Origin of the sequence: Amycolatopsis samaneae (assembly GCF_039541975.1) — a bacterium.
In the GTDB taxonomy this organism is placed as follows: Bacteria; Actinomycetota; Actinomycetes; order Mycobacteriales; family Pseudonocardiaceae; genus Amycolatopsis; species Amycolatopsis samaneae.
On the sequence record NZ_BAABHG010000017.1, the window covers coordinates 15,850 to 28,497 of the forward strand.

12 protein-coding genes are annotated in these 12,648 nt (G+C 70.3%); 6 read left to right on the forward strand and 6 right to left on the reverse strand.

Annotation, left to right across the window (positions count from 1 at the left end):
• Window positions 1-131 precede the first annotated feature (131 nt).
• Window positions 132-1,355 (forward strand): sensor histidine kinase, encoded by a 1,224-nt coding sequence (locus ABD987_RS35645; RefSeq protein WP_345404681.1) that lies wholly within the window; start codon window positions 132-134, stop codon window positions 1,353-1,355.
• A 41-nt stretch (window positions 1,356-1,396) separates the two neighbouring features.
• On the opposite strand, the gene ABD987_RS35650 is transcribed toward ABD987_RS35645, so the two are convergent.
• Window positions 1,397-2,002 (reverse strand): response regulator transcription factor, encoded by a 606-nt coding sequence (locus tag ABD987_RS35650; protein ID WP_345404684.1) that lies wholly within the window; start codon window positions 2,000-2,002, stop codon window positions 1,397-1,399.
• A gap of 307 nt (window positions 2,003-2,309) precedes the next feature.
• Here ABD987_RS35650 and ABD987_RS35655 point away from each other — a divergent pair, with 307 nt between their 5' ends.
• A complete protein-coding gene (locus ABD987_RS35655) occupies window positions 2,310-3,224 on the forward strand; it encodes a helix-turn-helix domain-containing protein (protein ID WP_345404687.1) in 915 nt (304 codons plus the stop codon).
• A 69-nt stretch (window positions 3,225-3,293) separates the two neighbouring features.
• Here the strand turns inward: ABD987_RS35655 and ABD987_RS35660 are convergent, their stop codons facing one another.
• Complete coding sequence (locus tag ABD987_RS35660; protein WP_345404690.1) at window positions 3,294-4,040, reverse strand: helix-turn-helix domain-containing protein; 747 nt, start codon at window positions 4,038-4,040, stop codon at window positions 3,294-3,296.
• A gap of 473 nt (window positions 4,041-4,513) precedes the next feature.
• On the opposite strand from ABD987_RS35660, the gene ABD987_RS35665 reads away from it, so the two are divergent.
• Both ABD987_RS35665 and ABD987_RS35670 read left to right on the forward strand, forming a co-directional pair.
• Complete coding sequence (locus ABD987_RS35665; RefSeq protein ID WP_345404693.1) at window positions 4,514-4,696, forward strand: hypothetical protein; 183 nt, start codon at window positions 4,514-4,516, stop codon at window positions 4,694-4,696.
• 331 nt (window positions 4,697-5,027) lie between these two features.
• Window positions 5,028-5,633 (forward strand): response regulator transcription factor, encoded by a 606-nt coding sequence (locus ABD987_RS35670; RefSeq protein WP_486303890.1) that lies wholly within the window; start codon window positions 5,028-5,030, stop codon window positions 5,631-5,633.
• A 19-nt stretch (window positions 5,634-5,652) separates the two neighbouring features.
• On the opposite strand, the gene ABD987_RS35675 is transcribed toward ABD987_RS35670, so the two are convergent.
• Window positions 5,653-8,004, reverse strand: a complete 2,352-nt coding sequence (locus tag ABD987_RS35675) for a sensor histidine kinase (protein WP_345404700.1) — start codon at window positions 8,002-8,004, stop codon at window positions 5,653-5,655.
• A gap of 174 nt (window positions 8,005-8,178) precedes the next feature.
• Window positions 8,179-8,703, reverse strand: coding sequence for a DUF899 family protein (locus ABD987_RS35680; protein WP_345404703.1), 525 nt, complete (start codon window positions 8,701-8,703; stop codon window positions 8,179-8,181).
• 191 nt (window positions 8,704-8,894) lie between these two features.
• Here ABD987_RS35680 and ABD987_RS35685 point away from each other — a divergent pair, with 191 nt between their 5' ends.
• Window positions 8,895-9,515: an L-threonylcarbamoyladenylate synthase gene (locus ABD987_RS35685; protein WP_345404706.1), complete on the forward strand. Its 621-nt coding sequence runs from the start codon at window positions 8,895-8,897 to the stop codon at window positions 9,513-9,515.
• Window positions 9,516-9,561: 46 nt separating this feature from the next.
• On the opposite strand, the gene ABD987_RS35690 is transcribed toward ABD987_RS35685, so the two are convergent.
• Both ABD987_RS35690 and ABD987_RS35695 read right to left on the reverse strand, forming a co-directional pair.
• Entirely contained in the window at window positions 9,562-10,248 is a 687-nt protein-coding gene (locus ABD987_RS35690; protein WP_345404709.1) for a winged helix-turn-helix transcriptional regulator, read from the reverse strand.
• A 70-nt stretch (window positions 10,249-10,318) separates the two neighbouring features.
• Window positions 10,319-11,161: an AfsR/SARP family transcriptional regulator gene (locus ABD987_RS35695; protein WP_345404712.1), complete on the reverse strand. Its 843-nt coding sequence runs from the start codon at window positions 11,159-11,161 to the stop codon at window positions 10,319-10,321.
• A 559-nt stretch (window positions 11,162-11,720) separates the two neighbouring features.
• Here ABD987_RS35695 and ABD987_RS35700 point away from each other — a divergent pair.
• On the forward strand, window positions 11,721-12,632 hold the full coding sequence (locus ABD987_RS35700; RefSeq protein ID WP_378214332.1) for a helix-turn-helix domain-containing protein: 912 nt from the start codon (window positions 11,721-11,723) through the stop codon (window positions 12,630-12,632).
• Window positions 12,633-12,648 lie beyond the last annotated feature (16 nt).

Consider the following 12,648-nt stretch of genomic DNA (forward strand, 5'->3'; position numbering starts at 1 on the left):
AGCCGGGTGACCCCGGCCGGTTGACCATACGCTCGCTTTTGCCAGGGTGATTCCTTCCTGCCGGAAACATCATTACCTGTTACCTTTGTGCCACTGGGGAAGCTAGACACGGAGGGGCGACCGTGGCAGCGATGGCGAAGGAGCTCGGGACAGGCAGATGGCGGCCGTCGTCGACGGGTGATCCGGCGGATCCACCGCTCGGGAACGGCCTGGGCCGCCTCGCGGGCGGGCCCGTTCCCGGACTCGTCTTCGCGGCGCGGGTGGGTGTGTACGGCGGAATCGCGGTGCTCGCCGTGCTGCCCGTGCTCGCGCACACCGCGTCGTGGCCGGCCAGGGTGGCGGGCCTCGGGTACGCGGCGGGCCTGGTCGCCGTCCTGCTCACCTGCCTGGGCAGGCTGCCGGCCCCGCGCTACGTGGGGCCCGCGCTGGTCCTGCAGGCCGCGCTCGGCTACCTGCCGGTCCTCCAGTTCGGCGCGGCCTGGAGCGTCTTTTCCGGATTCTTCGCGGGCGGGCTGCTGCTGGTGGTCAGACCGCCGGTCGCGGTGCCGGCCGCCGCGCTGGTCGTGGCCGTGGCCGGGGCGCTCACCGGGTTCGCGGGCGCGGCGGGGCCGTCGGCGACCGCCGGGCTCCTCGGCGCGGTGTTCACCGCCGTCACGGCACTGGCGGTGTTCGGGCTGACCTGGTCCGCGCGGCTGGCGGCCGAGCGGACCGAGACCCGGCGCGAGCTGACGCGCCGGGCGGTGGCCGAAGAACGCAGGCGGTTTTCGCGGGACGCGCACGACCTGCTCGGGCTCAGCCTGTCGGCCATCACGCTGAAGGGCGAGCTGACCAACCGCCTCATCGCCGACCAGCCGGAGCGGGCGATGGAGGAACTCGCGGAAATCCTCGACATGTCCCGTAAGGCGCTGGCCGACGTCCGCTCGGTCGCGGCGGGTTACCGTGAACTCTCCCTCGACGACGAATGCCTCAGCGCGGTCGGGGTGCTGCGCGCGGCCGGGGTCGAGGTGCTCGTGGACCGCGGCCCCCTCGAACTGTCGACGACGGTGGCCACCACGCTCGCCACGGTGCTGCGGGAAGGGGTGACCAACGTGATCCGGCACAGCAAGGCGAGCTGGTGCCAGCTCACCGTGCGGGCCGCGGGCGGGACGGCGTGGCTGGTGCTGGTGAACGACGGCGTCACCGAGGACCTGGAAGGGGAGGCCCGTACCGGCTGTGGGTTGCGCAACCTGACCTACCGGGTCGGCGCGCACGGGGGCGAACTCAGCGCGGCGATCCAGCCGGACGGCACGCACCGGCTCTCCGTGCGTGTCCCGTTGACCGCCCTGCGTCCCCATCGGCCCGGCAGGGCCCGCTGACCGGGAAACCCGCCCCGCTCAGCGGGAGGTTTCCCCTCGGGTCAGAGCCACTCGGCCTCGGTGGCGATGCGGATGGCGTGCACCCGGTTGCGGGCGTTGAGCTTGGTGACCACCGCGGCCAGGTAGTTGCGCACCGTGCCGGGGGACAGGTACAGCTCGGACGCGATGTCGGCGACGTTGCGCCCGCGCGCGGCCAGCCGCAGGATTTCGATCTCCCGCGGCGTCAGCGGGCATTCGTCGGTCTCCCACGCGGCCAGCGCCAGTTCGCTGTCGATGACACGGCGGCCCACCGCGACCGAGCGCACGGCGTTGGCGAGCTTGTCCGAGGGCGCGTCCTTGAGCAGAAAGCCGTTGACCTTGGCGTCCAGCGCGCGCCGCACGGTGCCGGGTCTGCCGAGTGAGGTGAGGATCAGCGTGTGCACGTCGGGCAGGCTCTCGTGGATCTCCATCGCCGCGGTGAGGCCGTCCTTGCCGGGCAGGTCGATGTCGATCACCGCGACGTCGGGCTGCACCGCCTTCGCGGTCGGCAGGATCTCGTCCCCGGAAGCGACTTCGGCGACCACTTCGATGTCGGATTCGAGGTTGAGGAGCGCGACGAGCGCGCCGCGGACCATATGCATGTCCTCGGCAAGCAACACCCTGATCACGACGACCTCTCACCCCAGTTCCGTCCGCTGCCCACCTATTGTACGCCCTGGCCGCTAACCAGCGGACCTTTCGTGGACAAACATCGTGCCGGCCGGAAGGACACAGGTGTTTCCGGTGCGTCGCGCGCACTGCGGGCAGGAGCAATACCCGCAGGTCGGCGTGCGATCGGCATCGTCCGAACGGACGCATTTCCCGATGCGGCGTGGTATTGCCGCCCGCTCAATCACTTGTCGAGAGTTCCGCGATGGTGCGCGTCTTATCTGACAGAAGGGGAAATGTCATCGTCAGGAATTCGAGGGTGCGGAAATGGAGCTACGAGCGGTCGCGTCCGCGGTGGGGCCGGTGGACACCGGCGGACCCGCGCTGGGGGACGGACCAGAGTGTTCGGTACGACCGGTGCCGCCCGCGGTGCTGCGGGCGATTTCGTCGATGCACGAACGATACTGCGAGCCGATCACCTTGACCGAGCTGGCCGGGGAGGTGTTCGCCGGCCCGTTCCACTTCTCCCGGGTGTTCACCAGTGCGACCGGGGTGACGCCGGGCCGGTTCTTGACGGCGGTCCGGCTGTTCGAGGCGAAACGGCTGCTGCTGACGACGTCGCTGTCGGTGCCGGACATCGGGCGCGGGGTGGGCTACCGCGGCGTGGGGGCGTTCACCAGCCGGTTCGTCCGCGCGGTCGGGATGACGCCCAGCCAGTACCGCGCGCCCGAGGTGAGTGAGCTGATGGTCGCGGTCGCGCCACACTTCCAGCGCATGCCGGCGCTGAGCCGGTTGCGAGAAATGGGCAGGGGCTGCGTCCCGGTCCAGCGCCACACCGGGACGCTCACCGCGCGGCTGACGACGCCTCCCGGCGCGGCCCCGGCACAGGTCCTGGTCGGGCTGTTCGGTGACGCGATCCCGCAGAGCGGGCCGGTCGCGTTCGCCGGGCTCGCCGAAACCGGCCAGTGCGAGCTCACGATCCACGGTGTCCCGCCGGGTGAGTGGACGGTCATGGCGGTGGCCGAACACGCCAAGGGCACCCCGGCGTCGACGTTCTCGGTCGGCACCCTGCCGTGGCGGCCGCGGGTCGGTCCCGGCGGCCGGACGACGGTGCGCCTTGACCTGCGGGCACCGGGGCCGGCGGACCCGCCGGTCGCCATCACCCTGGCCACCCGGACGGAACCGCTCGCGGCCGGGCTCGGCCGCGCGGTGCGGCGGCCGGTCCCGCGGGCGGTGGCCTGAGGTACCCGGAAACGGACGGGCCCCGGCCGTGCGGCCGGGGCCCGTCCGTCGCGCTCCGCGAAGGCGGACTCACACCGCGACCGGGCGCGGGGTGGCACGCCGCAGGTCGGGCAGCGCCAGCAAGGTCGGCGGATCGAAGCCGCGGCGTGGCCGCAGCCGGACGTCGGCGAGGCTCGCCGCGACGCCTTCGCGGACGACGACCGGCCCGGCCGTGCCGAGGTAGGGGCACGGCCCGCCGTCCTCGGGCGCGCCCGAGCCGACGGCGTGCGCCAGGACGTACCAGGTCCCGGTGGGCACGTCCGGCAGCACGTACGGTCCCCCTCCGGTGAGGAAGGTGTACCGGGCGGGCACGCCTTCGGTGATGCGGCCGGGGAACAGGCCGACGAACACCATGCCCACGGCGCTCGTGGGCGGGCACCACAGCTGCCCGCGCACGGTGGCCCCGGAGCGGACGCCCTCGGGCCGCTCGGGCAGCCGGGGGGTGCGGCCCCGCAACTGGCGGTACGCCGTCGGGGAGTACCCCACGCTGCTGCTGAACCGGGCGCTGAACGTGCCGACGCTGTTGTAACCGACCTGGTGACTGATGTCGGTCACCGACGTCGACGTGCACAGCAGCAGCCGCTTGGCCTCGGCCAGGCGCAGCGCCGAGAGGAACCGGCCGGGGGACAGGCCGGTGACCCGGTTGAACACCCGGGAGAAGTGGAACTTGCTGAACATGGCCGAGCGGGCCATGTCGTCGATGGTGAGCCGTTCGCCCAGATTGTCCCGCATGGTCACGATGGCGCGTGCCACGGCTCGCCGGACGATCTCATCCATGGTGGCCGCCCTTCCTGTTCGCCGTTACCCGGGCCGACGGGATGCCGAAGTGCCTGTGGCCGATCGGCCGGAATTGTTTCGCCCATGACTCTAAGAGCGGACGCGTCTACTTCTTAAGTGCTCGGTGCAAGGACTCGACGTGGGTTCCCCACGCGGCGGACATGCGTTTCTCATACCCATTCCGGGCATGGATCAGGCGGGCGCCGATCCGTGGCCGACGGCCTGGGACAGGGCACGCGAGCATGTCACTTCACGCCTACCGGTGCGACAGGCTTGACTACCCTGAGTACCGAACAGGGCATTTCGGCCGCCCGATCGTCGCTCTCCGTGGCGCGATCGGCCTAGCGGGGCGCGCTGCGCGGAGCATGTGGAAAACACGGCCGCGCGGTGACGCGGACACTGGAATCGTAGCCGGGGAAAGCGGAGGATTTTCGGTACGTGAACCGTTCTGATTCACCACTGGGAGCCTCGACATGCGTAAGCACGGTTGTGACAACGTCCTTTCTCTGCTCGCTGACCACGGTATCGATGTCGAGAACGTGGACAGCTCGGCAGAACTCGAAATCAACCACTTCGACCAGTGGATCAACGGCAAGGGCCGGATATCGGGCACCACCGACTGCCTGATGGCGGAATTGCTGCTCGAAGCGGCGTGATTCCGCCGACCTACCCCTGACCAGCCCTGGTCGAGAGTCCGGGAGCGCACCTTCCCGAAGCAAGCCGGTCGCCGGTGGCGTGATGAGCACGCGCCCGGCGGCCGGTTTTCCATTTTCGCCGCACCCGGCCGAAGTGTTTTCCCCGAACTCGAACACCGTACTGTAACCAAAGGTGTTCGGACGTACGCGGAACGAATTCCGGCTCGCTCGCGCGGCCGCCGTATGTCCTGGTGACCGCACTTCGGGTTACCCGAATGGCGCAGCTGAAAGTCCCTCGCGGATGTTTAACTGACAACACCGAGGGGGCTGTGCGGTGAAATGGGGACACTGGGTGATCAAGGTAATGGTTGCTGAGGACATGCATATCGTCCGTGGTGCGCTCATCGCGTTGCTGCAGCTCGAACCCGACATCGAGGTGGTCGCGGAAGTCGCCTCTGGCGACGAAATACTGCCGGTGGCGCGCGCGACCGGTGCCCAGGTCGCGGTCATCGACATCGACCTGCCGGGCAAGGACGGCCTGACCGCGGCCGAGGAGCTGCACGAGTACCTGCCGGACTGCCGCACGCTGATCCTCACCAGCCTCGGCAGGCCCGGCACCCTGCGCCGCGCGCTGGCCGCCAAGGTCAGCGGGTTCCTGCTCAAGGACGCGCCGCCGGACAAGCTCGCCAACGCCGTCCGCGGCGTGCTCGCGGGACGGCGCATGGTCGACGGCGACCTCGCGCTCGCGGCGTGGGACGCGGCGGACTGCCCGCTCACCGGCCGCGAGATCGACGTGCTCCGGCTGACCGCCGAGGGCTACGAGACGGTCGAGGTGGCGGCGCGGCTGTACCTCTCGGCCGGGACGGTGCGGAACTACCTGACCACCGTCGTCGCGAAGCTCAACGCGCGCAACCGGGTCGACGCGATCAGGATCGCGAAGGACTCCGGCTGGCTTTGAGACCCCGGTACCGGGCCGGTCAGGCCGGGACGACGGCGCGGAGCCGGAACCGGCCGTCCGGCTCGACCGCCGCGGTGAGCCTTCCGCCGAGGCCGGCGACCCGTTCGGACATGTTCCGGATACCGCTGCTCGGCGCTTCCAGCCGGGCCGGCTCCGCCGGTGCCTCCGCCGGCTCGGCGGGCCGGCCGTTCACCCCGTCGTTCACGATGTCGAGGCTCACGCCCTCCGGGGTGCGGCGCACGGCGATCTCGCAGTGTTCGACGTTGCTGTGCCGCAGCACGTTGGTCACGCCCTCGCGGAGCACGACGGCCAGCACCGTCCGGACCGGGGCGGGCAGGTCCGCGTGCTCCATCTCCATCCGCACCCGCACGTCCGCGGTCTGGAGGATGGACTGCGCGGACCGGGATTCGCTCTCCAGGGAAAGCTCCCGGTAGCCGCTGGCGACCGAGCGGACGTCGGAGAGCGCCTGCCTGGTCAGGCCGAGGATCTCCGCCAGCTCGTCGGCCGCCCGTCCCCGGTCCAGCGGCAGCACCCTGCTGGTGAGCTCGCTCTTCAGCGCGATGGCGGACAGCGTCATGCCCAGCAGGTCGTGCAGGTCCCTGGCGAACCGCAGGCGTTCCTCGGCGACGGCGATCTGGGCGAGCCGCCGCCGGGTGTTGTCCAGCTCGGCCGCCACCCGCACCAGCCAGGTCAGGCCGAACACGACCAGGCTGGACAGCACCGCGGAGGTGGTGCTGTAGATGATCGCGTACGTGCCGACCTGGTGCCCGACGGTGATCCACACGGTACTGCCGACCGTCACCGCGAACACGGCCCAGCCCGCGATGGGCGGCAGCACGAGCAGCGCGCTGCCGGCGAGCATGCCGGGGACGCTGAGCCAGTCGTCGCCCAGCGGGATGGCGGGCAGGTAGATGAGGCAGGCCTGGACGAACAGGAGGCCGTAGCTCTGCGGGGACCGCAGGCGGGTGGTGGGGCGGCTGAAGTAGGACAGCTGCAGGGTCAGCAGGGCGGCCAGGTAGCCGGTGATGAGCAGGATCTGCCAGGCCTCGCGGGTGACCGTCAGTACCCGCAGTTCGACGGCGAGGGTGACCGTGCAGAACGTGGCGGTGAGCAGCGCGCGGACCTGTCGCGTGTCGCCGCGGTCGAGGTCCCGGCGCTCGCCGCTCGCGGCCTCGTCGTCGGGGCCGAGCTCCTCGGGCAGGGGCAGTTCGACGTGGAAGCGGTAGCGCCCGTCGCCGTCCTTCCCGGCGGACACCTTGCCGCCCAGGGACTCGAGTTCCCGTACGAGGCTGTCGTACTCGCTCTCGGCGTCGGGTTCCTCGTCGCGTACCCCGTCGCTGACGATGTCCAGGGACACCTGGTCGCGCCGCTTGCGCACGGAGATCTCGCAACTGTCCACTTCGCCGCGCCGGAGCACGTCGGTGACGCCCGCGCGGAGCACCTTGGCGAGGGTGGTCCTGGCCTGCACGGGGAGCGCGCTCTGGTCGATGTGGACGCGCACCGCGATGTCGGAGGCCCGCAGCAGGGATTCGGCGGCACGGAACTCGTTGGCGAGGGAGACCTCGCGGTAGCCGCGGGCGACGGCACGCACGTCCGACAGCGTCCGCTGCGCGACACCGGTGATCTCCGACAGCTCCCGCTGGGCCTGGTCGATGGACCGGTGGATCAGCCGGTGGACCAGTTCGCCCTTGAGCGCGATCGCGGACAGGCTCAGCCCGAGCAGGTCGTGCAGATCCCTCGCGAAGCGGAGACGCTGCTCCGCGACCGCGCGCTGCGCGAGTTCGGACCGCGCCGCGTGGAGGTCGGTGATCATCCTGGCGAGCCTGCTCATCAGGTACACGTCGAGCCCGAACGCCGCGCCCGCCACCGCGGTGTAGACCGCGTCGAGCGCGCCGGAGCCGAAATGCAGCTGGAGCAAGGATTTGGACAGCAGCACGGCGGCGAACAGCGGCCAGCCGACCCGGGGACGGAACACGAGCAGGACGCTGCCGGCCAGGAAGGACGGCAGCCCGGTCCACACTTCACCGAAGGTGAAGATCGGGACGTACACCAGGAACGCCTCGATCGCGAGCATCACCCGGCTCGTCGGGGAGTTCAGCCGCGTGGCCGGGCGGCTGAAGTAGAACAACTGGATCGCCAGCACCGCGACCACGGCGAGGACGCCGTAGGTGCTGCGCAGGTAACCGAGATGGGCTCGCTCCAGAGTGGTCAGTGTGACCGCGACGTGTCCCAGGAAGACCGTGGTGACGACCGCCCGTGCCAGGTACCACGCCAGTTTCGGGCGCTGGTCCGCGCTCGCCGTGCCGCGTGGCTCCGCCGTCGCGGCCAGGTGTGGTTCGGATCCGTCGCTTCCCAGTGCCGGAGACAGCAAAGGAATCTCCTCCGGCATCTCGGGTGGTGAGCTCGTCAAGGGCTTCCCACGTCGTGCGATCCTATCCCAGGCCGTGGGCGCCCGATGGCGTCCGACTTGCCCGCGACCGGTCGGCGCACGCCCGTTACGCTGTTTCGCCCACCTGCGAACGACCGTGGGGGAAGCACGGGTGGCCTAGCCGCACTGAAGGGTTCCGGCGGGCGTGAGGACGCTGAGCGCCCGCACGAGGAAGTCCAGCCCGGGAATGCCGATCGAGCCGGTGTGCAGCACGGTCCTCCCGATACGGTGGAACACGCTGAGGCCCGGGATCTCGTCGTCGCCCCCGTCCGCGGGCACGCCCGTGGTGGCGGGGAAGTCCGAGCCGAAGCCGCGGTCGGTGACCGAGTAGCAGGGCAGGCTCCGGCCGAGGTAACGGCGGTACTGCTCGATTTTCGCGGACGGCGCCGAGGAAACCAGGACCAGCCGCGAGTCGCGCCTGCGCAGCCGCGCGAGGCGGTCGGCGACCTCGTCCGGCGGGTTCGCGTGCCGGATCCGGTCGGGCATCGTGTGGTAGACGATCAGCTGGCGGTGCCCGGCGAACAGGTCGCCGAGCCGGACGCGGCCTTCGGTGCCTTCGAACGTGTAGGCGGAGGCCGGGATCAGCCGGGACCGTTCCCGCCCGGCCACCGTCCCCGCGTGGACGATCTCCGACAACGTCATGTCTTTTCCTCCCGCCGACTGGCGCCTGGCGACGCCGGTTCCCCGGTGTGATTGTGCGCCGGGTTCGCACCGGAGTGCGGGGAAGCGACCGAAGTGCGCACGATGGGAGACGCGCGGCCCCGGGCGTCCACACGGGATTCCCCGGGTCCCGCGACGCGGCGGGCCGGCGCCGCGCCCGCTAGGCTTCGGTGATGGCGAAGTACTTCGACATCCATCCCGAGAACCCGCAGCGTCGCGCGCTCGGGCAGGTCGTGGACGTCCTCCGGTCCGAAGGGCTCATCGCGTACCCGACCGACTCCTGCTTCGCGCTCGGCTGCCGGCTCGGCAACCGGGACGGGATCGACCGGATCCGGGCCATCAGGAAGCTGGACCACCGGCACCACTTCACGCTGGTGTGCCAGGACTTCGCGCAGCTGGGCCAGTTCGTGCACGTGGACAACACGGTGTTCCGCGCGATCAAGGCGGCCACCCCCGGCCGGTACACGTTCATCCTGCCCGCCACCAAGGAGGTCCCGCGGCGGCTGATGCACGAGAAGAAGAAAACGGTCGGCGTGCGCATCCCCGACCACGTCGTCACCCAGGCACTGCTCGCCGAGCTGGGCGAGCCCCTGCTCTCCAGCACGCTCCTGCTGCCCGACGCCGGTGAGCCGCTGACCCAGGGGTGGGAGATCAAGGAACTGCTCGATCACTCCCTCGACGCGGTGCTCGACTCCGGGGACTGCGGGGTGGAGCCCACCACGGTGGTCGACTTCTCCTCCGGCGAGGCGGAGATCGTGCGCTACGGCGCCGGAGACGCGTCCCGCTTCGAGTAGCACCGCGCGGAGTGGCCGCCCCGCGCGGTGCCAGGCCTGCGCGGGATCAGCGGACCGTCAGGCCCTCCGACGGCTCGGGAGCCAGCGGGACGTGGAACAGCTTGCCGAACAGTTCCAGGTGCTGCGGTTCGCCCTCGATCCGGACCCGCCCGCTCCGGACGGCCTCCTGCGGCGTGAGCTGTCGCGTGAGGATTTCGAACAGCGCCGGGCCGCGCGACTCGATGACGAGGTCCGCGCCGGCGTGGGCGCCTTCACCCGCCTTCAGCGCACCGTCGTCGACCAGCGCGTGCACGACCATCGAGTCGTCGTACCGCAACTCGTAGGTGATGTGGACGCCGGTGGCGTTGTCGGGGTTGAAGGTGGTGTAGAGGGAGAGGATGGCGGAGTCGAGCGTGAGGATCTGGTCGGGTCCGGGGTGGCCGAGGGAGCGTGCTCCCCAGAGTCCGAGGTCGAGGACGATTTGGTCGAGTTCGGAGCCGTATTCGGTGAGTTCGTAGACGACTCCGGCGTCGAGCTGGGGCAGGACGCGGCGGCGGATGACGCCGGTCTTCTCCAGTTCGTTGAGCCGCGACGAAAGAATGCTCTCCGGGATCTTCGGCAGGCCCTGCTGCAGTTCGGTGAAGCGCTTCGGGCCGAGGACGAGATCGCGTACCACGAGCAGGGACCAGCGCTCCCCGATGAGCTCGAGTGCGCGAGCCAAGCCGCAGAACTGGCCGTAAGTACGAGTGGTCATCCTACGATCCTCACTTTTTCTCTTGGTACACCAGGTTTTTCGACGGGCAGGGCGGGCCGGCGTAGACGTGTCATGTCGCGGGCTCGCCTTCGGACAACAGGTTCCGGTGCAGTACTTGCAGTTCGTCGCAGGGTTCCACCCCCAGTTCGTCGGTCAGCTTGGCGCGCAGGCGCCGGTAGACCACCATCGCGTCGGAACGGCGGCCGCTGCGCCCGAGCGCCCGCATCAGCTGCCCGTGCAACGCCTCGTCGAGCGGGTTGCCCGAGGTGAGGGAACGGAGCTCGCCGATCAGCTCCAGGTGCTTGCCACTGTTGATCTCCGCCTCGATCCGCATGCGCAGGGTGCTGCGCCGTTGTTCCAGCAGGTCCACGGTGTAGGCGGACAGCACCGGTCCACAGTGGATGTTCGCGAGCGGGGGCCCGGACCACAGGTCCAGCGCGGCGCGGTAGGCGCGCGCGGCTTCGGCGTGCCGGTTCGCCCGCTGCGCTTCCCTGCCCTGCTGCTGTAACCGGGCGAAGGCATGGACGTCGAGCTGCGCGGGATCGATGCGGAGGATGTAGCCCGGCGGCTTCCTGACCAGCAGGTCCTCCCCGTCGGCGGCGAGGCCGTGCTGGATGATGCACCGGCGCAGGTGGTAGATGTAGGTGTGCAGGGTGGCGCGGACGCTGCGCGGGGGGCTGCTGGCCCACAGCTCCTCGATGAGGGAATCGGTGTGCACCATCTTGCCCGGCTGGGTCACCAGCATGGCGAGCAGCTGCAGGATCTTCGGTGTGCTCGGTGCGTAGTCGACGCCGCCGCGCCGCACCTCGAGCGGGCCCAGCAGCGTGAACCGGACCTCGTCCTCCGGTGCGGGCGCCGTGGCCCGGTCGAGGGCGCCGGTGAGTCCGTCCGATAGGTTGCTGTCGGAGTACATCACTACGCCTCCAGTCGGTACCGCTTGTGATCCCCAGTGCGGTCCGCGGCGACGAACGCCAGAACACGGGCCGTGGCTTCGAATGTGACAGAGTGCCCCGTCCCGGGCCAGTGAGCGGTCCATCGGGGTGCGCGTGTGTTCCGCCCCGGTGCGTATGTGTTTCTCCCGGTTTCCGAGGTGTCCGGCACTGGTGGCTACCGAAGGCGAGTCCGCAGGATCGGATATTGACCCTCGCCGGGGTGGCCCCGACCTGCGGACTCGGATCCTCGTCGGGAGCCGGTCCGGTACGACGGAGGGTGAAAAACCGCTCACCGGATGTCGCCGGGTACCGGATCTTCCCAACCGAAACCCTGGCTCCGCCGCTGCGAACCGCGCGGGGCGGGCCGTGCGGTTCACCGGTGCGGCCACTGAGGAACACACGAGCCGGTGTGCGGAACGCATATCCGCCCAGCCGGGGCCGATCGATCCTCGATCGGCCGTCGACCGGGCTGCAATCAGCGGAGTCTTGGCTGGCGGTCAGGAAAAGAGAGTCAGCGAGGAATTCGAGGTTGGACTCATGGTGGTGTTACGACCGATCGCGTCCACGATGGACGGTGACCTGCTCGACCGGCCGGCTTCCGGCGCTCTGCTTTCGTCGCCCGCCCAGCCGGTCCCGCCCGCTGTGCTCCAGGCGATTTCGTCGATGCACGCGCGGTACTACGATCCGATCACCCTCACCGGCCTCGCCGCGGAAGTATTCGTCAGCCCGTTCCACTTTTCGCGGATCTTCAGCAGGGCGACCGGGGTGACGCCGGGGCGGTTCCTGACCGCGGTCCGGTTGTTCGAGGCCAAACGGCTTCTGCTGACGACGTCCCTGACGGTGTCGGACATCGTCTGCAGTGTCGGCTACAGCAGTGTCGGGACGTTCACCAGCCGCTTCGCCCGCGCGGTCGGGATGACCCCGACCCAGTACCGGGACCCGGAGGTCGGCGAGGTGCTCGTCGCCATCGCCCCGCACTTCCAGCGGCTGCCTTCGCTGCCCGCGCTGCGCGGCGCGGGGCACAGCTGCGCCTCGTTGCGGGCGGGCACCGGCACGATCACCGCGCGCGTCGAGATGCCGCGTGGTTCGGCGCCGGCGGACGTCCTGGTCGGGGTCTTCGCCGACGCCATCCCGCAGAGCGGCCCGGTGGCGTTCGGTGGCATGGCCAACGCCCGTTCGGGAGAGCTCACCATCCACGGGGTCCCGGACGGGGAGTGGACCGTCATGGCGGTCGCCGCGCATTCCCCCGGCACCTCGGCGGCGAGCTTCTCGATCGGCACGCTGGGCAGCCGGGTGGCGGTGCGCCCGCACGAACGGGTGCGCGTCGGCCTCGGCATGCGGGCGCCACTGGCGACCGATCCGCCCATCGCCATCACGCTCGCGGCGAAGCCCGCCCCGCTGGTCAGCCGGATGACCTCCCCGCAGCGGCCGTACCTGCGTGCGGTCGCCTGACCTTCGACCATCCACA